The organism is Escherichia sp. E4742 (genome assembly GCF_005843885.1).
In the GTDB taxonomy this organism is placed as follows: domain Bacteria; phylum Pseudomonadota; class Gammaproteobacteria; order Enterobacterales; family Enterobacteriaceae; genus Escherichia.
Map to the genome: position 1 here is coordinate 288,528 of NZ_CP040443.1, position 20,924 is coordinate 309,451.

The 20,924-nt window shown below is 51.3% G+C and carries 21 protein-coding genes; 12 read left to right on the forward strand and 9 right to left on the reverse strand.

Annotation, left to right across the window (positions count from 1 at the left end):
• The first annotated feature begins 88 nt into the window (after positions 1-88).
• The 4 genes from glpA to FEM44_RS01410 all read left to right on the forward strand — a co-directional run bounded on the left by glpA (position 89) and on the right by FEM44_RS01410 (position 5,273).
• Positions 89-1,717 carry an anaerobic glycerol-3-phosphate dehydrogenase subunit A gene (gene glpA, locus FEM44_RS01395; protein WP_135521822.1) on the forward strand — a complete coding sequence of 543 codons (1,629 nt, stop codon included), beginning with the start codon at positions 89-91 and terminating at the stop codon, positions 1,715-1,717.
• Positions 1,707-2,966 (forward strand): glycerol-3-phosphate dehydrogenase subunit GlpB, encoded by a 1,260-nt coding sequence (glpB, locus tag FEM44_RS01400; RefSeq protein WP_135521820.1) that lies wholly within the window; start codon positions 1,707-1,709, stop codon positions 2,964-2,966. The genes glpA and glpB overlap by 11 nt, the downstream gene beginning before the upstream one ends.
• Entirely contained in the window at positions 2,963-4,153 is a 1,191-nt protein-coding gene (glpC, locus tag FEM44_RS01405; protein WP_135521819.1) for an anaerobic glycerol-3-phosphate dehydrogenase subunit GlpC, read from the forward strand. The genes glpB and glpC overlap by 4 nt, the downstream gene beginning before the upstream one ends.
• Positions 4,154-4,346: 193 nt before the next feature.
• Complete coding sequence (locus FEM44_RS01410) at positions 4,347-5,273, forward strand: ISNCY family transposase (protein ID WP_135521817.1); 927 nt, start codon at positions 4,347-4,349, stop codon at positions 5,271-5,273.
• Positions 5,274-5,313: 40 nt separating this feature from the next.
• Here FEM44_RS01410 and yfaU read toward each other — a convergent pair whose 3' ends face one another.
• The 7 genes from yfaU to FEM44_RS01445 all read right to left on the reverse strand — a co-directional run bounded on the left by yfaU (position 5,314) and on the right by FEM44_RS01445 (position 11,776).
• Positions 5,314-6,117, reverse strand: a complete 804-nt coding sequence (yfaU, locus tag FEM44_RS01415; protein WP_135521815.1) for a 2-keto-3-deoxy-L-rhamnonate aldolase — start codon at positions 6,115-6,117, stop codon at positions 5,314-5,316.
• 16 nt (positions 6,118-6,133) lie between these two features.
• Positions 6,134-7,423, reverse strand: coding sequence for an MFS transporter (locus tag FEM44_RS01420; protein ID WP_135521813.1), 1,290 nt, complete (start codon positions 7,421-7,423; stop codon positions 6,134-6,136).
• A gap of 55 nt (positions 7,424-7,478) precedes the next feature.
• Positions 7,479-8,684, reverse strand: coding sequence for an L-rhamnonate dehydratase (rhmD, locus tag FEM44_RS01425; RefSeq protein ID WP_135521811.1), 1,206 nt, complete (start codon positions 8,682-8,684; stop codon positions 7,479-7,481).
• A gap of 14 nt (positions 8,685-8,698) precedes the next feature.
• Positions 8,699-9,481 carry an IclR family transcriptional regulator gene (locus FEM44_RS01430; protein WP_135521809.1) on the reverse strand — a complete coding sequence of 261 codons (783 nt, stop codon included), beginning with the start codon at positions 9,479-9,481 and terminating at the stop codon, positions 8,699-8,701.
• Between the two features lie 217 nt (positions 9,482-9,698).
• On the reverse strand, positions 9,699-10,901 hold the full coding sequence (locus tag FEM44_RS01435) for a nicotinamide mononucleotide deamidase-related protein YfaY (protein WP_135521807.1): 1,203 nt from the start codon (positions 10,899-10,901) through the stop codon (positions 9,699-9,701).
• A 99-nt stretch (positions 10,902-11,000) separates the two neighbouring features.
• A complete protein-coding gene (locus FEM44_RS01440; RefSeq protein WP_135521805.1) occupies positions 11,001-11,543 on the reverse strand; it encodes a YfaZ family outer membrane protein in 543 nt (180 codons plus the stop codon).
• A gap of 26 nt (positions 11,544-11,569) precedes the next feature.
• Entirely contained in the window at positions 11,570-11,776 is a 207-nt protein-coding gene (locus tag FEM44_RS01445; RefSeq protein ID WP_135521803.1) for a hypothetical protein, read from the reverse strand.
• Positions 11,777-11,821: 45 nt separating this feature from the next.
• On the opposite strand from FEM44_RS01445, the gene nudI reads away from it, so the two are divergent.
• Entirely contained in the window at positions 11,822-12,247 is a 426-nt protein-coding gene (gene nudI, locus FEM44_RS01450) for a nucleoside triphosphatase NudI (RefSeq protein WP_135521801.1), read from the forward strand.
• A 38-nt stretch (positions 12,248-12,285) separates the two neighbouring features.
• Here nudI and ais read toward each other — a convergent pair whose 3' ends face one another.
• The gene (gene ais, locus FEM44_RS01455) at positions 12,286-12,888 is read right to left on the reverse strand and encodes a lipopolysaccharide core heptose(II)-phosphate phosphatase Ais (RefSeq protein WP_135521799.1); all 603 of its coding nucleotides are present in this window, start codon (positions 12,886-12,888) and stop codon (positions 12,286-12,288) included.
• Between the two features lie 317 nt (positions 12,889-13,205).
• On the opposite strand from ais, the gene arnB reads away from it, so the two are divergent.
• Genes arnB through arnF form a run of 7 tightly spaced genes read left to right on the forward strand, consistent with a single transcriptional unit; the run spans position 13,206 to position 20,556 of the window.
• A complete protein-coding gene (gene arnB / locus FEM44_RS01460; RefSeq protein ID WP_135521798.1) occupies positions 13,206-14,345 on the forward strand; it encodes a UDP-4-amino-4-deoxy-L-arabinose aminotransferase in 1,140 nt (379 codons plus the stop codon).
• A 3-nt stretch (positions 14,346-14,348) separates the two neighbouring features.
• Positions 14,349-15,317 (forward strand): undecaprenyl-phosphate 4-deoxy-4-formamido-L-arabinose transferase, encoded by a 969-nt coding sequence (gene arnC / locus FEM44_RS01465; protein ID WP_135521796.1) that lies wholly within the window; start codon positions 14,349-14,351, stop codon positions 15,315-15,317.
• Positions 15,317-17,299 carry a bifunctional UDP-4-amino-4-deoxy-L-arabinose formyltransferase/UDP-glucuronic acid oxidase ArnA gene (gene arnA, locus FEM44_RS01470; protein WP_135521794.1) on the forward strand — a complete coding sequence of 661 codons (1,983 nt, stop codon included), beginning with the start codon at positions 15,317-15,319 and terminating at the stop codon, positions 17,297-17,299. The genes arnC and arnA overlap by 1 nt, the downstream gene beginning before the upstream one ends.
• Positions 17,296-18,189 carry a 4-deoxy-4-formamido-L-arabinose-phosphoundecaprenol deformylase gene (gene arnD / locus FEM44_RS01475; RefSeq protein WP_130217006.1) on the forward strand — a complete coding sequence of 298 codons (894 nt, stop codon included), beginning with the start codon at positions 17,296-17,298 and terminating at the stop codon, positions 18,187-18,189. The genes arnA and arnD overlap by 4 nt, the downstream gene beginning before the upstream one ends.
• Positions 18,186-19,838, forward strand: coding sequence for a lipid IV(A) 4-amino-4-deoxy-L-arabinosyltransferase (gene arnT / locus FEM44_RS01480; RefSeq protein ID WP_135521792.1), 1,653 nt, complete (start codon positions 18,186-18,188; stop codon positions 19,836-19,838). Before arnD ends, arnT begins: the two co-directional genes overlap by 4 nt.
• Positions 19,835-20,170 (forward strand): 4-amino-4-deoxy-L-arabinose-phosphoundecaprenol flippase subunit ArnE, encoded by a 336-nt coding sequence (gene arnE, locus FEM44_RS01485; RefSeq protein WP_135521790.1) that lies wholly within the window; start codon positions 19,835-19,837, stop codon positions 20,168-20,170. The genes arnT and arnE overlap by 4 nt, the downstream gene beginning before the upstream one ends.
• Positions 20,170-20,556: a 4-amino-4-deoxy-L-arabinose-phosphoundecaprenol flippase subunit ArnF gene (gene arnF, locus FEM44_RS01490; protein WP_135521788.1), complete on the forward strand. Its 387-nt coding sequence runs from the start codon at positions 20,170-20,172 to the stop codon at positions 20,554-20,556. The genes arnE and arnF overlap by 1 nt, the downstream gene beginning before the upstream one ends.
• Here the strand turns inward: arnF and pmrD are convergent.
• Positions 20,550-20,816 carry a signal transduction protein PmrD gene (pmrD, locus tag FEM44_RS01495; RefSeq protein WP_135521786.1) on the reverse strand — a complete coding sequence of 89 codons (267 nt, stop codon included), beginning with the start codon at positions 20,814-20,816 and terminating at the stop codon, positions 20,550-20,552. The genes arnF and pmrD overlap by 7 nt on opposite strands.
• Positions 20,817-20,924 lie beyond the last annotated feature (108 nt).

Consider the following 20,924-nt stretch of genomic DNA (forward strand, 5'->3'; position numbering starts at 1 on the left):
TCGAATTATGAGCGATTATGCGCGAAATCAAACAATACATGTTTTTTCTGTGGCTAAATGAGACAAAACGAACTTTTGAGGGATAACAATGAAAACTCGCGATTCGCAAACAAGTGACGTGATTATCATTGGCGGCGGCGCAACGGGAGCCGGGATTGCCCGCGACTGTGCCCTGCGCGGGCTGAAAGTGATTTTGGTTGAACGCCACGACATCGCAACGGGAGCCACCGGGCGTAACCACGGTCTGCTGCACAGCGGCGCACGGTATGCGGTTACCGATGCGGAATCAGCCCGCGAATGTATTAGTGAAAACCAGATTTTAAAACGCATTGCGCGTCACTGTGTCGAACCAACCAACGGCCTGTTTATCACCCTGCCGGAAGATGATCTCTCCTTCCAGGCGACTTTTATTCGTGCTTGCGAAGAGGCTGGAATCAGTGCTGAAGCCATTGATCCACAGCAAGCACGCATTATCGAACCTTCCGTTAACCCGGCACTGATTGGCGCGGTAAAAGTTCCGGATGGCACCGTTGACCCATTCCGGCTGACCGCAGCGAACATGCTCGATGCAAAAGAACATGGTGCCGTTATCCTTACTGCTCATGAAGTTACGGGACTAATTCGTGAAGGCGCGATGGTGTGCGGTGTTCGTGTACGTAATCATCTCACCGGCGAAACTCAGGCACTTCATGCGCCTGTCGTAGTTAATGCCGCCGGGATCTGGGGGCAACACATTGCCGAGTATGCCGATCTGCGCATTCGCATGTTCCCGGCGAAAGGATCGCTGCTGATCATGGACCACCGCATTAATCAGCATGTGATCAACCGCTGCCGTAAACCTTCCGACGCCGATATTCTGGTGCCTGGCGATACCATTTCGCTGATTGGCACCACCTCTTTACGTATTGATTACAATGAAATCGACGACAACCGGGTGACAGCAGAAGAAGTGGATATTCTGCTGCGTGAAGGGGAAAAACTGGCTCCGGTGATGGCGAAAACGCGTATTCTGCGAGCCTACTCTGGCGTGCGCCCACTGGTTGCCAGCGATGACGACCCGAGCGGACGTAACGTCAGTCGCGGCATCGTGCTGCTCGATCACGCCGAACGCGATGGGCTGGACGGATTTATCACCATTACCGGCGGCAAACTGATGACCTATCGTCTGATGGCGGAATGGGCTACCGACGCGGTATGTCGCAAACTGGGCAACACGCGCCCCTGTACGACCGCCGATCTGGCACTTCCTGGTTCACAGGAACCCGCTGAAGTTACCTTGCGTAAAGTCATCTCCCTGCCTGCCCCGCTGCGCGGTTCTGCGGTTTACCGTCATGGCGATCGCACGCCTGCCTGGTTAAGTGAGGGTCGTTTGCACCGCAGCCTGGTCTGTGAATGCGAAGCCGTCACTGCAGGAGAAGTGCAGTACGCAGTAGAGAATTTAAACGTTAATAGCCTGTTAGATTTGCGTCGTCGTACCCGTGTGGGAATGGGTACCTGCCAGGGCGAACTCTGCGCCTGCCGCGCCGCAGGACTGCTGCAACGCTTTAATGTCACCACATCTGCGCAATCTATCGAGCAACTTTCCACCTTCCTTAACGAACGCTGGAAAGGCGTGCAACCTATTGCCTGGGGCGATGCGCTGCGCGAAAGCGAATTTACCCGCTGGGTTTATCAGGGACTTTGTGGTCTGGAGAAGGAGCAGAAAGATGCGATTTGATACTGTCATTATGGGCGGCGGTCTTGCCGGATTACTCTGCGGTCTGCAATTGCAAAAACACGGTCTGCGCTGTGCCATTGTCACCCGTGGACAGAGCGCTCTGCATTTCTCATCCGGATCGCTGGATTTACTGAGCCATCTACCGGACGGTCAACCGGTGGCCGACATTCATGCAGGGCTGGAGTCTTTGTGCCATCAGGCACCTGCCCACCCTTACAGTGTTCTCGGCTCACAGCGCGTGCTCGATCTCGCTTGCAGGGCACAGGCCTTGATCGCTGAAAGCGGTGCACAATTGCAGGGTAGCGTGGAACTGGCTCACCAGCGGGTTACACCACTCGGCACTCTGCGCTCAACATGGCTAAGCTCGCCAGAAGTCCCCGTCTGGCCGTTGCCAGCGAAGAAGATATGTGTGGTAGGTATCAGCGGGCTAATGGATTTTCAGGCACATCTTGCAGCAGCTTCGTTACGTGAACTGGATCTTTCGGTTGAAACCGCAGAAATAGAACTGCCGGAACTGGATGTGCTACGCAATAACGCCACCGAGTTTCGCGCGGTGAATATCGCCCGTTTCCTTGATAACGAAGAAAACTGGCCGCTGTTAATTGATGCGCTAATCCCTGTCGCCAATACCTGTGAAATGATCCTGATGCCCGCCTGCTTCGGCCTGGCCGATGACAAACTGTGGCGTTGGTTGAATGAAAAACTACCTTGTTCACTTATGCTTTTGCCAACGCTGCCGCCTTCCGTGCTGGGTATTCGTCTGCAAAACCAGTTACAGCGCCAGTTTGTGCGCCAGGGCGGCGTGTGGATACCGGGCGATGAAGTGAAAAAAGTGACCTGCAAAAACGGCGTGGTGAGCGAAATCTGGACCCGCAATCACGCCGATATTCCGCTACGTCCGCGCTTTGCGGTACTTGCCAGCGGCAGTTTCTTTAGCGGCGGGCTGGTGGCAGAACGCGACGGCATTCGTGAGCCGATTCTCGGCCTTGATGTACTGCAAACTGCCACGCGGGGTGAGTGGTATAGAAGTGACTTTTTTGCTGCGCAACCGTGGCAACAGTTCGGCGTGACCACTGACGAGGCGCTACGCCCGTCACAGGCTGGTCAAACAGTAGAGAACCTGTTTGCCATCGGTTCGGTGCTGGGCGGATTTGATCCCATCGCCCAGGGATGCGGCGGTGGTGTTTGTGCTGTCAGTGCTTTACATGCCGCTCAACAGATTGCCCAACGCGCAGGAGGCCAACAATGAACGATACCAGCTTCGAAAACTGCATTAAGTGCACCGTCTGTACCACCGCCTGCCCGGTGAGCCGGGTGAATCCGGGATATCCGGGGCCAAAACAAGCCGGGCCGGATGGCGAGCGTCTGCGTCTGAAAGATGGCGCACTGTATGACGAGGCGCTGAAATATTGCATTAACTGCAAACGTTGCGAGGTCGCCTGCCCGTCCGATGTGAAGATTGGCGATATCATCCAGCGCGCCCGGGCGAAATATGACACCACACGCCCGTCGCTGCGCAATTTTGTGTTGAGTCATACCGACCTGATGGGTAGCGTTTCCACGCCGTTCGCACCAATCGTCAACACCGCTACCTCGCTGAAACCAGTGCGGCAGCTGCTTGATGCAGCCTTAAAAATTGACCATCGCCGCACGTTGCCAAAATACTCTTTCGGCACTTTCCGTCGCTGGTATCGCAGCGTGGCCGCTCAGCAGGCACAATATAAAGACCAGGTCGCTTTCTTTCACGGCTGCTTCGTTAACTACAACCATCCGCAGTTAGGTAAAGATTTAATTAAAGTGCTCAACGCAATGGGTACCGGTGTACAACTGCTCAGCAAAGAAAAATGCTGCGGCGTACCGCTGATCGCCAACGGTTTTACCGATAAAGCACGTAAACAGGCAATCACAAATGTAGAGTCGATCCGCGAAGCTGTGGGAGTAAAAGGCATTCCGGTGATTGCCACCTCCTCAACCTGTACATTTGCCCTGCGCGACGAATATCCGGAAGTGCTGAATGTCGACAACAAAGGCTTACGCGATCATATCGAACTGGCGACCCGCTGGCTGTGGCGCAAGCTGGACGAAGGAAAAACGTTACCGCTGAAAACGCTGCCGCTGAAAGTGGTTTATCACACGCCGTGCCATATGGAAAAAATGGGCTGGACGCTCTACACCCTGGAACTTTTACGTAAGATCCCGGGACTTGAGCTGACAGTGCTGGACTCCCAGTGCTGCGGTATTGCGGGTACTTACGGTTTCAAAAAAGAGAACTACCCCACCTCACAAGCCATCGGCGCACCACTGTTCCGCCAGATAGAAGAGAGCAGCGCGGATCTGGTCGTTACCGACTGCGAAACCTGCAAATGGCAGATTGAGATGTCCACAAGCCTTCGCTGCGAGCATCCGATCACACTGCTGGCAAAAGCGCTGGCTTAAGCGACCTTCTGATGCCCGATGAGTTCATGGCTTATCGGGCATTTTTGCGTGCACGGTTCCGTACCCAATGTATGCGTTGCATCGCAGTGAAAATTCCTCTGAAAACGTCTCGCAAAGGCTAAAACTGCCAGATGCCATCGGCCTGCGATCCCCGTAATGTCCCGTCATCATAATAATCAGGTGACGGACAACCATGACTGAATCAACAACATCCTCCCCGCATGATGCGGTGTTTAAAACATTTATGTTCTCGCCCAAAACCGCACGGGATTTTCTGGAAATACACCTGCCGGAACCGCTACGTAAGCTTTGCAACCTGCAAACCTTACGCCTGGAACCCACCAGTTTTATTGAAAAAAGTTTACGCGCTTACTACTCGGATGTTTTGTGGTCGGTAGAAACCAGCGACGGCGAAGGTTATATCTACTGTGTGATTGAACATCAAAGTTCTGCAGAAAAGAATATGGCCTTTCGGCTGATGCGCTATGCCACCGCCGCCATGCAGCGTCACCTGGATAAAGGTTATGACAAAGTCCCGCTGGTAGTGCCATTGCTGTTTTATCATGGCGAAACCTCGCCCTACCCGTATTCTCTCAACTGGCTGGATGAATTTAACGATCCGCAACTTGCCCGACAGCTCTATACCGAGGCTTTTCCGTTGGTGGATATCACCATCGTGCCTGACGATGAGATTATGCAACATCGGCGTATAGCTCTGCTGGAACTGATTCAAAAGCATATTCGCGACCGCGATTTAATCGGTATGGTCGACAGGATCACCACACTTTTGGTTAGAGGCTTCACTAATGACAGCCAGGTACAAACGCTGTTTAATTATCTGCTGCAATGCGGCGATACCTCCCGTTTCACCCGCTTTATTGAGGAGATTGCCGAACGTTCACCACTACAAAAGGAGAGATTAATGACCATTGCTGAACGGCTACGGCAGGAAGGGCATCAAATTGGCTGGCAGGAAGGTAAGATTGAAGGCTGGCAAGAAGGCATGCATGAACAAGCCATTAAAATCGCTTTGCGCATGCTGGAGCAGGGCATTGATCGTGACCTGGTGCTCGCAGCCACCCAACTAAGCGAAACCGATCTGGCAGCGAATAACCACTAATTAACACAGGCCCACAAGCAATCCCCATGGGCCTTTGATATCAATAACTTCCTGTTATGCGTGGCCCATTTTTGCCTGATTTAAACATCGCCAGTCGCTTGTCGAGGGCATCACTGTAGAGCATGGTGTCGACGCCAACGGCGACAAAGTTCGCTCCCCACGCCAGGCATTGCTGCGCCATATCAGGAGCCACAGCCAGAAAACCAGCCGCTTTACCCGCAGCGCGGATCCGCCGGATGCTGGTTTCAATAATACGCTGCACTTCCGGATGCCCGGCGTTATCCGGGTAGCCCAATGACGCAGAAAGATCCGCAGGCCCAATAAACACGCCATCAATCCCTTCGACGTCGAGGATTTCGTCCAGATTATCCAGCGCCGTTTTACTTTCCACCTGCACCAGCAGACAAAGCGAATCGTTGACTTGCGCCATGTAATTCTCAATGCGTCCCCAGCGCGCAGCCCGTGCAACACTAGCCCCGACACCACGTTCTCCGTATGGAGGATAGCGCGTGGCAGACACCACCTGACGTGCCTGCTCGGCAGTATCGACCATAGGAATCAGTAGAGTTTGCGCACCAATATCCAGGACTTGTTTAATCAGCGACTTACTCCCCTCCACCGGACGGATTACGGGCTGGCTGGCATAGGGCGCTATCGCCTGTAACTGGTGATAAAGATCCTGAATGGTGTTTGGCGCATGCTCCCCGTCAATCAGCAACCAGTCATAACCGGAGGTGGCAGCAATTTCTGCCATATAGGCGGTGGTTGAGCTTAACCACAGACCAATTTGTACTTCGCCCTTGCGTAAGCGTTCTTTGAAGGGGTTGGTTAATAATGCGTTCATCGTGTTCCTTAACCTGTTAATGATGTGCCACGTTGGTCTGCGCAATAGCGCGATTTACACGCAGAGTGAAGATAATCAGCGAACCGATGATCGCTACCGCTGCCAGCGTCAGCAAACCTGCCGCATCGCTGGCAAACAGCGTTTCTGCTTTCACACGCAGAATTGGGGCGATAAATCCCCCCACTGCGCCAAACAGGTTTACAAAACCAATCCCCGCCGCCAGAGCAGTACCTGAAAGTAGTTGTGTCGGCATCGTCCAGAACACTGGTTGCACTGCAATAAACCCTATTGCTGCGACACACAATGCAACGATCGCCAGTACCGGCGAAAGCAGCCCAGAAAGACCAATACCAATGCCCGCAGCCAGTAAAGTCAGCGCCGCGACATTGCGCCGTTCGCCGGTTTTATCGGAATAGCGCGGAATCAGCCAGGTCCCAAACAATGCTGCAACCCACGGAATGGCGGTGACAACTGAAGCCATGAAGCCCACTTTTGTCCCCAGCAAAGCTGCAACCTGTGTCGGCAGGAAGAAAATTAACCCGTAAACCGCCACCTGAATGGTCAGGTAGATAATTGCCAGTTGCCAGACTCGCCCATTACGCAGCGCATCGCTCAGTCGTGAAGTCACTTTCTGTTGCTCTTCACCGGCCAGTTGATTAATGAGCAATGTTTTTTCTTCTTTGCTCAGAAAACGTGCCTGCTCCGGTGTGTCATCAAGCCAAAAGAAAGTGAATACTCCAGCGCCTACTGCCAGCAATCCCTCTATCACAAACATCCAGAACCAGCCGGGGTGCCCCATAAATCCATGCATCTCCAGAAGCGCGCCGGAGAGCGGTGATCCCAGCGTTAACGCCAGCGGTGCGCCCATATAGAACAGCCCCATAATGCTGGCGCGATTACGCTGCGGAAACCATTGCGAAGTGAGATAAATCATACCAGGGAAGAACCCGGCTTCCGCAGCGCCAAGCAGAGTGCGAACTATCAGAAATTTCGCTTCAGTATCGGCCCATGCCATTGCCGCCGAAAGAAATCCCCACAGCAGTGTCGTCGTACCAATCCAGGTTCTGGCCCCCAGTTTGCGCATCAACAGATTCGCCGGAACACCAAGAAAGGCGTAAACCACAAAGAAAATCCCCGCCCCCAGCGCATAAGCTTCATTACTCAGCCCGGTATCAATCTGGTAGGTCTGTTTGGCAAAACCAATATTCGAACGATCGAGAAACGCCAGCACGTACAGCGCCAACATAAACGGGATCAAACGCGCGCGGTTTTTCTTCACCACGGCGTCAAGCAAAGCGGTGCTCATAAAAGCTCCTTAGAATATGTGGACGTTACCGTTGTCACAGCAACGCCCGGAGTGATTAGTGGCTGTAAGGGCGTTTCAGATTGCAGTCACGATTGAGTTCGACGCCGAAACCAGGTTTATCAAGTACTGATTTGTGAATACGACCATTCACCGGTACAGGTTCATTGAGCAGAATCGGGTCAAACTGCGGACGCATCGTTGAACAATCCGGGCTGGTCATCAGGAATTCGCTGAATGGCGTATTGGTGAAGGTGATCACCGCATGGTGGGAGTAAACAGACGAACCGTGCGGCACCACCAGCTGCCCGCGTGATTTGGCAATTGCGGCAATTTCCACCAGCGTGGTTAAGCCACCGCACCAGCCCACATCTGGCTGCATAATGTCGATACCGGTTTCTGAAAGCGTACGGAAAGATTGCAGTGTGCCGTGGTGCTCGCCACTGGTGACCATCATCCCTGCTGGTGCGTTGCGTTTTAGTTCGCGATAACCTTCATATTGCTGTGGCGGCAGGCACTCTTCGATCCATTTCAGGTTATAGGGGGCGCAAGCGTGAGCCACTCTGGTGGCGTAGTTCACGTCCTGACTCATCCAGCAATCGAGCATTAACCAAAAATCTTCACCGCATTTTTCACGCATATCCGCGACCATGGCGGCGTCTTTGCGGATGCCCGCATCGCCATCATGTGGCCCCCAGTGCGTCGGCATCTTGCCGCCGATAAATCCCATCTCTTTTGTCAGATCCGGGCGCGCGCCCGTGGCGTAGAACTGAATTTCATCACGGACTGCGCCGCCTAAAAGTTTGTAAACCGGAAGCCCGATCACTTTCCCGAACAGATCCCACAGAGCCAGATCGACACAGGAAATCGTGTTCATCACCAGGCCACCAGAACCGGAGTAATACAGGGTGGCATTGAGCATTTGATCGTGGATCAGTTTGATATCACTGACATATTTGCCCTCAATGAAACGGTTAAGGTGTTTTTCGACGATAAAGCACCCCATTTCACCTGCAGTTGAAACGGCGAATCCGGTCTGCCCGTTTTCAGCTTCAACCTCAACAATCAATGTGCCCAGAACGTTAATGCCAAATGACTGGCGGGACTGCTCGTAATCGCAGTATTTACTCATCGGGGTGGCAATATGATCGTCAATCCAGTGATTCGCCCCCTGATCGTGATAATCACCGCCGCCAGCACCTTTTTCTGCCGTCGCACCGCCGGTAAACCAGGCGCGAACCTGTTTGATTTTTGGTAGGGTCATGATGTTCTCCATTGTTATGAGGCCAGTAAGTCAAAGGGACTTTTCCATCCCAACAGACGTGAAATATCCCTGGCGCAGGCGATGGCTTTGCCCGCCAGATAATCACGGTATTCTTCATTGATTTGTAAGCGAGTCCCGACCACCGAGATCGCGGCGGTAAGTTCGTTATTGGCGTTAAAAACCGGCGCGGCGACGCAACGAACATCGGCGTAATCTTCGCCGTTGTCATAGCTCCAGCCCTGACGGCGAATACGCGCCAGTTCCTCGTGGAGCTGCTGTGGATAAGTAATCGTGGTGGGTGTTGCCTGTTCCCAGACCAGCCTTTCGATAATACTTTGCTGTACAGCTTCAGGTTGCCAGGCAAGCAGGCATTTACCTATTCCGGAGCGATAAAGCGAAAGGCTTTTTCCTTCATGGGAACGCACGCTGATAGTGGCTGATGATTCCACTTTTAAAATGTAATATGCGCATCCGTTATCGATGATCCCCAGGTGGCATAACAGCCCAGTGGTATCCATAAGTTGCGTCAAACGCGGTCGTGCCAGTTCCCGGAGATCCATCTTGCTTAACGCATGACCGGAAAGCTCCACCAGCCTGGTCCACAAACAAAAATTTTCCTGGTGATCAAGGCTAAGAAAACGCTGGCGTCTGAGTTCGTTAAGCAGCAAATAGGCCGTGCTTTTAGGTATCCCCAATGTGTCGATGATCGTTGCAGCACTACAGGGACCAATGCGGGCAATTAAATTGAGAATATCAATAGCCCGTGTCAGGGCGGGAACTTTGCTTGATTCCAACATACTGGACTCCAGTCTTAGATACTGGAATCAGTCTCGTTGCTCAGGGGGAGTAAAATTGTGAAGCGCGTCAAATCCCGTTTCTCGTCCAGCGGACTGGAGAAATTACGTACAAATTTGTGAATCAGCGCACGGATTTTTTCTTATTGAGTACAACAGGTTGGACAAACTTTGTCGGAGGGAACGTGCCGGTGTGGTAAAACCGGCACTGAGTGACTGATCAGGCAGTTAAAGTCATAGACTCAACAACCTCAATCCAGCCATGCTCGCTGACAATATCCAGGCCGTTTAGCCAGCGCCGCAGCATATTAAGCGCCATCATTGCACACACTTCCTGACGAATAGCCAGACTGTAGCGCGTGGTGCTGAAATGTACTCGCAGGGCGAAAGTGCCGTCTGGCGTAGCCAGCGCAAAGTTGAGATGCTCATCTTCCAGACCAGAAACAGCCAGCGCCAGCCCGGCAAAGTGGTTGGCCCGCCGCTCTGTGATCCAGTGCGCGGTTTGCGCCAGGGTCTCTTCCTGTGAAGGAACCACTTCACACGCCAGTAATGGCGCACCAGCGCGAGAAAGTTGCAAAGACAGCAAGCCACCGGTGAATTGCTCACTCAACGTCAGACTGAACTGGCGGCTTTGCAGTTCGCGACTGATTTGTGCAGGCAGGCCTTCGGTGCCTTCGAAAATCATGCTCTGTCCGGCGACGCGTTTAACGTCCAGCCATAGTTTTTCCATCGCCTGTTGCTCGCTTGCCGGTCCAGTGAGTTTTAGTTCAATAATCGGCATGGAGGAGCGATAGCCCATCGTCACACCTGGTGGCAGTTGCAACGCATCCAGGCTTTGCGCCAGATCGCTTTCCGAACGACCAAAGGTGGTCAGGCGCAGGCAAACCGGCGGCTGTGGCAAAGAAAAACGCTCACGCAGGCGCGGCAGGATTTCATGCTCGACCATCACCTTAAATTCTGACGGTACGCCGGGGGTAAAGAACATCAGGCAACGATTAAGCTGCACGGCAAAACCACAGGCGGTGCCTACGGGGTTATTGATGAACTCGGCACTCGCTGGCAGTTCCGCCTGTTTACGGTTGCTCGGCGCCATCACGCGACCACGTTCGCGGAAATAATGTTCCATCTCTTTAAGCCAGGCTTCATGAAGAACCAGGTTTTCACCTTTGGCGGTCGCTGCGGCGAGTGCGCTTAAATCATCACTGGTCGGCCCCAGCCCGCCATTGACGATCAGTACATCGGCGTGCTGACTACGTTCGCGAAGAATGGTCACTAAATCATCAAGGTTATCGCCCACTGTATTGCGGCGAGATAATGGCAGTCCCTGGTGAAAGAAAAAATCCGCCAGCCAGGCAGCGTTAGTGTCCACGATTTGCCCGTGTAACACTTCATCCCCGGTGGATAACATTTCCACTTTTAACATGGTTATCTCCTGCTTTTGTTATCGAATCACTATAACGCAAAGGGAGATAAGGCGTAGTAAGAAACTGAATGGCGCGGCAGAACGCCGCGCCGGAAGGCATCAAAAGCTGGCGCTAACCCCGACATATGGGCCGTCAGCCACCGCGTTATCGCGGTTGCCGTCTTTCCCCGACAGGTTCAGGTAGCGATAGCCCGCCTCAATGCTGATCGGACGCATAATGGTGTAACGCGCGCCAGCATTCGCTTCTTCATAACTTTTAATACCGCTGGAGAGCGAATCCGGAGAGTAGTAATACTCGCCAAACAGACGGAAGCTATCGCCAATTTGCCACTGCAAGCCACCGCCTACCGCTGCGGCATAGCCTTCATCGCCGTCATTCGGATTGGTGTAAACACCTTTACCGCCCACCGTTGCCATTAACGGTCCCAGCGGCAGATTCAATCCCAGACCGACGCCCGCGACGTCACCGTCGTCATCGTTATGTGTCCAGTTACCGCTTAATGCCAGACCGGTCGATTCAGTACCGAAACCGACACCAATATTGGTATATTCTTTTCCCGCCTGACCGCTAATGCTTATCGCATTTGCCGATGCAGAAACCAATAGCATTCCAGCCAGAACTGGCAGCGCAAATTTTTTCATTTTTACCTTTTCCCGCAAGAAGATAATTAAAAGTCCCCAAAGCTGCGGGATTGTACTGCCTGATACAGAGGATTCAATGCGTGAAAAAAGCGATCTGCTAACTTATTGTAACTAAATACTTCTTGAATAATTAAGTGCAGAAAAAGTAGCCAGCAAAAATCGATTGCCACCAAAATAATCATCGTGTTTATCGTCGCAAAAAAGGCCAATGCCACTTTCACGTGTTGATCCATTGCCGTATTCTTTTGTTTTTATTTTCGGTGGTAAGGAATATTCCCATGCGGCAACGGACTATAGTTTGTCCCTTAATTCAAAATGATGGTGCTTATCTGCTGTGTAAAATGGCTGACGATCGCGGCGTTTTCCCCGGACAATGGGCACTGTCTGGCGGCGGCGTAGAACCCGGTGAGCGCATTGAAGAAGCATTACGTCGTGAAATCAGAGAAGAGCTTGGCGACCAACTGATTCTTACGGACATCACGCCGTGGACGTTCAGTGATGATATTCGCATCAAGACATATGCAGATGGTCGCAAGGAAGAGATTTATATGATTTACCTGATCTTTGACTGCGTTTCTGCCAACCGTGAAGTGAAAATTAACGAAGAGTTTCAGGAATACGCATGGGTAAAACCTGAAGATCTGGCGCAATACGATTTGAATGTCGCCACTCAGAAAACGTTACGTTTGAAGGGTCTTCTGTGATAGTGATGACAGCCATTACTGGCTGTCAGATTCAAAGATCAGTGATTGACAAATTCCCCATCCAGTAAAACTTTACCGTTTTCCACATGCATCACCAGTCCATCCAGATAATCTGGTTTAAATGTCACGTTACGTTTATCTTTCGCGATATAGGTCAGACAATGGTTATGGGTGAAAATAACGATATTTTTATCAGGCGCTTTACTTTGTAAGTCTTTAATTGCGCTATAAATCTCATTACCACATTGTAGCAGTCGTTTATCTACCGTCAGTTTTTTGCCCGCAGAAAACCAGGTTGCCGACTGAATAGTTCGAACGGTATTACTGGAATAAAGATCGAAATCAGGGATATCTGCGCTGAAGGCTTTGCCCAGTTCACGCGCATCCTGAGAGCCATTTACCGTAATACCTGTTTTGTCTGACAAGCATTGATTGGAGGAACGATCGCAGCGTTCTCCATGGCGAAACAGAACCACCACCGGGTGCTGCTGCGCCAGCCTTGCCAACGTTTTATTGTCGATTCGTGGCAACCCATTGCTACTCCAGGCAGCATGACTACCCAACCCGGCAATTACAGCAAGTACCAGTAAAATGTAGATATATTTTTTAGACTTCAACGAAGTCCGACAAAAAGCTAACACCTGAGTTCCACCTATAGACAAGCGTAGCCAGCTAAATGACCGCAAAAACAAACGACATTTTCACCGATAAATAGTGGCTGGGATAATATTAAAACATTAACGATGCACGCAAAATGCCTTAAATCTTGTCAAATTAAAAGCCCGAATAAGATAAAAAAAACAAAAAAATAATATTTAAGTCTTATATTCATTCCTTAAGGTTAAATTAATATTCTAACCTTAGAATTCCATTCCAAATGGCAAAATACATATAGCGTTCCCTATGACAAATATTAGCGAATAGCGGGGAACGGTATTCAATGGCCGAAGGAAAAACAATGTCAGACTTTTTACCTTTTTCGCGTCCGGCAATAGGCGCGGAAGAACTCGCTGCAGTTCAAGAGGTTTTCGAATCCGGGTGGATAACCACTGGCCCGAAGAATCAGGCACTGGAAGTGGCCTTTTGTAAGTTGACCGGAAATCAACATGCCATCGCAGTCAGCTCGGCCACTGCTGGAATGCATATCACGCTGATGGCGCTGGGGATTGGCGCTGATGATGAAGTCATCACACCCTCCATGACCTGGGTTTCAACCCTCAATATGATCTCCCTGTTGGGCGCAACGCCGGTGATGGTGGATGTTGATCGCGATACGCTGATGATCACGCCTGAAGCGATCGAAGCGGCCATTACGCCCTACACCAAAGCGATTATCCCGGTGCATTATGCCGGAGCGCCAGCAGATATTGACGCCATTCGCGCCATTGCTGAACGCCACGGTATCGCGGTCATTGAAGATGCCGCCCACGCCGTCGGTACGTATTACAAAGGTCAGCATACTGGTGCAAAGGGCACCGCTATTTTTTCGTTCCACGCCATCAAAAATATTACCTGCGCGGAAGGCGGCCTGATCGTTACCGATAATGAAAACCTCGCCCGCCAGTTACGCATGTTGAAATTTCATGGTCTGGGCGTCGATGCTTACGACAGGCAAACCTGGGGACGAGCCCCGCAAGCAGAAGTATTAACGCCGGGCTATAAGTACAATCTGACCGATATTAACGCTGCGATAGCTCTGACGCAGTTGAATAAATTAGAGCAACTCAACACTCGTCGGCGCGAAATTGCCCTGCGATATCAATATGCACTGGAGGATCTCCCTTTCCAGCCTTTAAGCGTTCCTACATGGTCGCACGTTCACGCCTGGCATCTGTTTATTATTCGTGTTGATGAACATCGTTGTGGTATCAGCCGGGATGCCCTGATGGAAGCGTTAAAAAAAATGGGCATTGGAACCGGGTTACATTTCCGAGCTGCCCACACGCAAAAATATTACCGCAAGCGTTTTCCCATGCTGTCGTTGCCAAATACGGAATGGAATAGCGAACGCATCTGTTCGTTGCCGCTTTTCCCGGATATGACCACCGACGATGCCGACCGCGTCATCACTGCCCTTCAGCAACTCGCAGGACATTAAGCCATGTTTGAAATCCACCCTGTTAAGAAAGTCTCGGTGGTTATTCCCGTTTATAACGAGCAGGAAAGTTTACCGGAATTAATCAGGCGCACCACCGCAGCCTGTGAATCGCTGGGCAAAGAGTATGAAATACTGCTTGTTGATGACGGCAGTAACGACAACTCCGCGCAAATGCTGGTCGATGCCTCACAAACGGAGGGCAGCCATATTGTGTCCATTTTGCTTAATCGCAATTACGGACAACATTCGGCAATTATGGCGGGATTCAGTCACGTTACCGGCGACTTAATCATTACTCTTGATGCCGATCTCCAGAATCCGCCAGAGGAGATCCCCCGTCTGGTGGAAAAAGCCGATGAAGGTTACGACGTGGTAGGAACTGTGCGTCAGAACCGCCAGGACACCTGGTTTCGTAAAACGGCATCAAAGATGATTAACCGGCTAATCCAGCGCACCACCGGCAAAGCGATGGGCGACTACGGCTGTATGTTGCGCGCCTATCGCCGTCATATTGTCGATGCCATGTTGCACTGCCATGAACGCAGCACCTTCATCCCAATTCTGGCGAATATCTTCGCCCGCCGCGCCATTGAAATTCCAGTGCATCATGCCGAGCGTGAATTTGGTGAATCCAAATATAGCTTTATGCGCCTGATTAATTTGATGTACGACCTGGTGACCTGCCTCACGACCACACCGCTACGTATGCTGAGTCTGCTCGGCAGCATTATTGCGATTGGAGGTTTTAGCATCGCGGTATTACTGGTGATTTTACGCCTGACCTTCGGACCACAATGGGCCGCGGAAGGCGTCTTTATGCTATTTGCCGTGCTGTTTACTTTTATTGGCGCTCAGTTTATCGGCATGGGATTGCTCGGTGAATATATTGGCAGGATCTACACCGATGTCCGCGCCCGCCCCCGCTATTTTGTTCAGCAAGTTATCCGTCCATCCAGCAAGGAAAATGAATAATGAAAACCGTCGTTTTTGCCTACCACGATATGGGATGCCTCGGTATTGAAGCCCTGCTGGCTGCCGGTTACGAAATTAGCGCCATTTTTACCCATACCGATAATCCCGGTGAAAAAGCCTTTTATGGTTCAGTCGCTCGCCTGGCGGCGGAAAGAGGCATTCCGGTTTATGCGCCGGATAACGTTAATCATCCGCTGTGGGTGGAACGCATTGCCCAACTATCACCAGAGGTGATTTTCTCTTTTTATTATCGCCATCTTATTTGCGACGAGATTTTGCAGCTCGCTCCCGCAGGTGCATTTAATCTGCATGGTTCGCTGTTACCAAAATATCGTGGTCGCGCGCCGCTGAACTGGGTGCTGGTGAACGGTGAAACGGAAACGGGCGTTACGTTGCACCGAATGGTGAAACGTGCCGATGCCGGGGCCATTGTGGCGCAACTGCGCGTTGCCATTGCGCCGGATGATATCGCCATTACGCTACATCATAAATTGTGCCATGCCGCGCGTCAGTTACTGGAACAGACGTTACCCTCCATTAAACACGGTAAGATTCTGGAAATAGCCCAACGCGAGAACGAAGCCACCTGTTTTGGTCGCAGAACACCAGAAGACAGCTTCCTCGAGTGGCACAAACCGGCAGCCGTATTGCATAACATGGTCCGCGCCGTCGCCGATCCGTGGCCGGGTGCCTTCAGCTATGTTGGTAATCAAAAATTTACCGTCTGGTCGTCACGCGTACATCCTCATACGTCCGCAGCACAGCCGGGAAGCGTGATTTCTGTTGCGCCGTTGCTGATTGCCTGTGGTGATGGCGCGCTGGAAATCGTCACCGGACAGGCGGGCGACGGCATTACTATGCAGGGCTCACAATTAGCCCAGACGCTGGGGCTGGTGCAAGGTTCACGCTTGAATAGCCAGCCTGCCTGCACCGCCCGACGCCGTACCCGGGTGTTGATCCTCGGGGTAAATGGTTTTATCGGTAACCATTTGACAGAACGCCTGCTGCGCGAAGATCACTATGAAGTTTACGGTCTGGATATTGGCAGCGACGCGATAAGCCGTTTTCTGAATCATCCGCATTTTCATTTTGTTGAAGGCGATATCAGCATTCATTCCGAATGGATTGAGTATCACGTCAAAAAATGTGATGTCGTGTTGCCGCTGGTGGCGATAGCCACGCCGATTGAATATACCCGCAATCCGCTGCGCGTATTTGAGCTCGATTTTGAAGAGAATCTGCGCATTATCCGTTATTGCGTGAAGTACCGTAAGCGAATCATCTTCCCGTCGACTTCAGAAGTTTATGGGATGTGTAGCGATAAATACTTCGATGAGGACCATTCTAATTTAATCGTCGGCCCGGTGAATAAACCACGCTGGATTTATTCAGTATCAAAACAATTACTTGATCGGGTGATCTGGGCCTATGGCGAAAAAGAGGGGTTGCAGTTCACCCTCTTCCGCCCGTTTAACTGGATGGGGCCACGACTGGATAACCTTAATGCGGCGAGAATTGGTAGCTCACGCGCTATTACGCAACTCATTCTCAATCTGGTGGAAGGTTCACCGATTAAGCTGATTGATGGCGGAAAACAAAAACGCTGCTTTACTGATATTCGGGATGGTATCGAGGCGTTATACCGCATTATCGAAAATGCGGGAAATCGCTGCGACGGCGAAATTATCAACATTGGTAATCCTGATAACGAAGCGAGCATTGAGGAACTGGGCGAGATGCTGCTGGCGAGCTTCGAAAAACATCCGCTGCGCCATCACTTCCCACCGTTTGCGGGCTTTCGCGTTGTCGAAAGCAGCAGTTACTACGGCAAAGGATATCAGGACGTGGCACATCGTAAACCGAGCATCCGCAATGCCCGCCGTTGCCTCGGCTGGGAACCGAAAATTGATATGCAGGAAACCATCGATGAAACGCTGGATTTCTTCCTGCGCACTGTCGATCTTACGGATAAGTCATCATGACCAAAGTAGGTTTACGTATTGATGTCGATACTTTTCGTGGCACCCGCGAAGGGGTGCCACGTCTGCTGGAAACCTTAAGTAAGTATAATATTCAGGCCAGCATTTTTTTCAGCGTCGGCCCGGACAATATGGGCCGCCATCTCTGGCGACTGGTGAAGCCACAGTTTTTGTGGAAGATGCTGCGCTCAAACGCGGCATCGCTTTATGGCTGGGATATTTTACTGGCAGGTACAGCGTGGCCAGGTAAAGAGATTGGTCATGCCAATGCCGATATCATTCGTGAAGCGGCTAAATACCACGAAGTTGGCCTGCACGCCTGGGATCACCACGCCTGGCAAGCCCATAGCGGCAACTGGGATCGGCAAACGATGGTCGACGATATTGCACGCGGCCTTCGCACCCTGGAAGAGATTATCGGCCAACCGATAACCTGCTCCGCTGCCGCTGGCTGGCGTGCCGACCAACAGGTGATCGAAGCAAAAGAAGCGTTCCATTTGCGCTACAACAGCGATTGTCGTGGGGCGATGCCGTTTCGTCCCTTGCTCGAATCAGGAAAACCCGGCACTGCGCAAATCCCGGTGACATTACCCACCTGGGATGAAGTGATTGGTCGGGATGTGAAAGCGCAAGATTTTAATGGCTGGCTGCTCAACCGCATCCTGCGAGATAAAGGGACGCCGGTTTATACCATCCATGCTGAAGTTGAAGGTTGTGCTTATCATCCTGATTTTGTTGATCTCCTGAAGCGTGCCGCCCGTGAAGGTATTACGTTTTGTCCATTAGGCGAGCTGCTGCCGGAGACGTTGCCGCTCGGACATGTTGTGCGTGGAAGAATCGCTGGACGTGAAGGCTGGCTGGGTTGCCAACAAGTTGCAGGAACTCGTCCATGAAATCCATTCGCTATTACGCAGCATTCTTTGCGTTTATTACCGTCTATTATCTCTTGCCGATTAATTATCGCCTGCTATGGCAACCTGATGAAACGCGTTATGCGGAAATCAGTCGGGAAATGCTGGCTTCCGGCGACTGGATTGTGCCCCATCTGTTAGGGCTACGTTATTTCGAAAAACCCATTGCCGGATACTGGATTAACAGTATTGGGCAATGGCTATTTGGCGCGAATAACTTTGGTGTTCGGGCAGGCGTTATCTTTGCGACCCTGTTAACCGTCGCGCTGGTGGTCTGGTTTACTCTGCGCTTATGGCGCGATAAACGTCTGGCACTACTCGCCGCCGTGATTTATCTCTCGCTGTTTATTGTCTACGCCATCGGCACTTACGCCGTGCTCGATCCGTTTATTGCATTCTGGCTGGTGTCGGGAATGTGTAGCTTCTGGTTGGCAATGGATGCGCAAACGTGGAAAGGCAAAAGCGCGGGATTTTTACTGCTGGGAATCACCTGCGGTATGGGGATAATGACCAAAGGTTTTCTCGCCCTCGCCGTGCCGGTATTCAGCGTGCTGCCGTGGGTGGCGACGCAAAAACGCTGGAAAGATTTCTTTATTTACGGCTGGCTGGCAATCATCAGTTGTGTGCTGACGGTTCTCCCCTGGGGGTTAGCAATAGCGCAACGGGAGCCTGACTTCTGGCACTATTTTTTCTGGGTTGAGCATATTCAACGCTTTGCGATGGATGATGCCCAACATAAAGCCCCGTTCTGGTACTACTTGCCTGTCATCATTGCCGGTAGCCTGCCATGGTTGGGATTACTCCCCGGCGCACTGTGTGCTGGCTGGAAAAACCGCAATCATTCCGCAACCGTCTATTTGTTGAGCTGGACGGTGATGCCACTGCTGTTTTTCTCCATCGCCAAAGGCAAATTACCCACCTATATTCTCTCCTGCTTTGCGCCTTTAGCGATGTTGATGGCGTATTACGCGTTGCAGGCAGCAAAAAATAATCCTCTGGCGTTGCGAATTAATGGCTGGATTAACATCGCATTTGGCGTTACTGGCATTATTGCCACGTTTGTTGTCTCTCCCTGGGGACCAATGAGTACGCCAGTCTGGCAAACTTTCGAAATCTATAAAGTCTTTTGCGCATGGTCGATTTTTTCGCTATGGGCATTTTTCGGCTGGTACACATTAACGAACATTGAAAAAAACTGGCCTTTTGCGGCACTTTGCCCGTTGGGGCTGACATTGCTCGTGGGTATTGCGATCCCTGATAGAGTCATGGAAGGCAAACATCCGCAGTTTTTTGTTGAGATGACGCAAGAGTCACTCCAGCCGAGCCGCTATATTCTTACTGATAGCGTCGGCGTTGCCGCAGGTCTGGCATGGAGTCTGCAACGCGATGACATCATCATGTATCGTCAGACGGGTGAGTTGAAATATGGCCTTAACTACCCGGATGCGAAAGGCAGGTTTGTCAGCGGTGATGATTTCGCCAACTGGCTTAATAAGCATCGTCAGGAGGGGATTATTACTCTCGTACTTTCGGTTGACCACGATGAAGACATTAACAGTCTCCCCATTCCACCTGCAGACGCCACCGATCATCAGGGACGTCTGGTGCTCTTTCAGTATCGGCCTAAATGATCTGGCTGATATTAGTATTTGCCAGCTTGCTTAGTGTTGCCGGGCAACTCTGTCAGAAACAGGCGACGTGCTTTGTGGCGATAAACAAACGGCGTAAACATATCGCGCTGTGGCTGGGGCTGGCATTGGTTTGTCTGGGGCTGGCAATGCTGCTCTGGCTGCTGGTATTGCAGAACGTACCGGTAGGCATTGCTTACCCAATGTTGAGTCTGAATTTTGTCTGGGTGACGCTGGCTGCGATAAAACTGTGGCACGAACCAGTGTCTTTTCGTCACTGGTGTGGGGTAGCCTTCATTATTGGCGGCATTGTGATTTTGGGGAGCACGGTGTAATGGGCCTGATGTGGGGATTATTCAGCGTCATTATTGCTTCTGCTGCACAATTAAGCCTCGGTTTTGCAGCAAGTCATCTACCGCCGATGACGCAGTTGTGGGAATTTATCGCTGCGCTTTTGGCTTTTGGCCTGGATGCCCGGATGCTGGTGATCGGGCTACTGGGTTATCTGCTTTCCGTTTTTTGTTGGTACAAAACACTTCATCAACTCACTCTCAGTAAAGCCTATACTTTGCTGAGTGTGAGTTATGTACTGGTATGGATTGCATCAATAGTACTTCCCGGCTGGGAAGGGACTTTTTCTGTGAAGGCACTGCTTGGAGTGGCCTGTATTATGGGTGGATTAACGCTGATTTTCCTGCCAGTTCGAAATAAAAATCACTGACGATTTCTGGCCGTTTTGCGTACATTCTCCCACTCTTCGCCACTGTAGCTTCGGGCATCAATAACTTTAATTGTGCGTTGTGTATCCCGGTTAATACAGTACATAGCATCCTGTAGCGGTGAGAGTAAATCACCAGGCTGAACAATGACATCATTGCACACTTCGGCAATCATTTTGAGAGCACCACTGGTATCACTAAGGACCAATACGTGACGATTTTTCGCCGCGCTGCAACACGTCTTTTTTACTAACCACTCCATTGCACCTGCCTGTCAGATAAGAATTTTCACATTAATTTACAGATTAACATATAAACTCATTATCAATGGCAATGGAATGGTAAAAATGAGAAGTGAAACGGATGGTTA

What these genes read in the sequence shown, in the direction of transcription:
- glpA (WP_135521822.1), top strand. Translation starts at nt 89, where the DNA reads ATGAAAACTCGCGATTCGCAAACAAGTGACGTGATTATCATTGGCGGC.
- glpB (WP_135521820.1), top strand. Translation starts at nt 1,707, where the DNA reads ATGCGATTTGATACTGTCATTATGGGCGGCGGTCTTGCCGGATTACTC.
- glpC (WP_135521819.1), top strand. Translation starts at nt 2,963, where the DNA reads ATGAACGATACCAGCTTCGAAAACTGCATTAAGTGCACCGTCTGTACC.
- FEM44_RS01410 (WP_135521817.1), top strand. Translation starts at nt 4,347, where the DNA reads ATGACTGAATCAACAACATCCTCCCCGCATGATGCGGTGTTTAAAACA.
- yfaU (WP_135521815.1), bottom strand. Translation starts at nt 6,117, where the DNA reads ATGAACGCATTATTAACCAACCCCTTCAAAGAACGCTTACGCAAGGGC.
- FEM44_RS01420 (WP_135521813.1), bottom strand. Translation starts at nt 7,423, where the DNA reads ATGAGCACCGCTTTGCTTGACGCCGTGGTGAAGAAAAACCGCGCGCGT.
- rhmD (WP_135521811.1), bottom strand. Translation starts at nt 8,684, where the DNA reads ATGACCCTACCAAAAATCAAACAGGTTCGCGCCTGGTTTACCGGCGGT.
- FEM44_RS01430 (WP_135521809.1), bottom strand. Translation starts at nt 9,481, where the DNA reads ATGTTGGAATCAAGCAAAGTTCCCGCCCTGACACGGGCTATTGATATT.
- FEM44_RS01435 (WP_135521807.1), bottom strand. Translation starts at nt 10,901, where the DNA reads ATGTTAAAAGTGGAAATGTTATCCACCGGGGATGAAGTGTTACACGGG.
- FEM44_RS01440 (WP_135521805.1), bottom strand. Translation starts at nt 11,543, where the DNA reads ATGAAAAAATTTGCGCTGCCAGTTCTGGCTGGAATGCTATTGGTTTCT.
- FEM44_RS01445 (WP_135521803.1), bottom strand. Translation starts at nt 11,776, where the DNA reads ATGGATCAACACGTGAAAGTGGCATTGGCCTTTTTTGCGACGATAAAC.
- nudI (WP_135521801.1), top strand. Translation starts at nt 11,822, where the DNA reads ATGCGGCAACGGACTATAGTTTGTCCCTTAATTCAAAATGATGGTGCT.
- arnB (WP_135521798.1), top strand. Translation starts at nt 13,206, where the DNA reads ATGTCAGACTTTTTACCTTTTTCGCGTCCGGCAATAGGCGCGGAAGAA.
- arnC (WP_135521796.1), top strand. Translation starts at nt 14,349, where the DNA reads ATGTTTGAAATCCACCCTGTTAAGAAAGTCTCGGTGGTTATTCCCGTT.
- arnA (WP_135521794.1), top strand. Translation starts at nt 15,317, where the DNA reads ATGAAAACCGTCGTTTTTGCCTACCACGATATGGGATGCCTCGGTATT.
- arnD (WP_130217006.1), top strand. Translation starts at nt 17,296, where the DNA reads ATGACCAAAGTAGGTTTACGTATTGATGTCGATACTTTTCGTGGCACC.
- arnT (WP_135521792.1), top strand. Translation starts at nt 18,186, where the DNA reads ATGAAATCCATTCGCTATTACGCAGCATTCTTTGCGTTTATTACCGTC.
- arnE (WP_135521790.1), top strand. Translation starts at nt 19,835, where the DNA reads ATGATCTGGCTGATATTAGTATTTGCCAGCTTGCTTAGTGTTGCCGGG.
- arnF (WP_135521788.1), top strand. Translation starts at nt 20,170, where the DNA reads ATGGGCCTGATGTGGGGATTATTCAGCGTCATTATTGCTTCTGCTGCA.
- pmrD (WP_135521786.1), bottom strand. Translation starts at nt 20,816, where the DNA reads ATGGAGTGGTTAGTAAAAAAGACGTGTTGCAGCGCGGCGAAAAATCGT.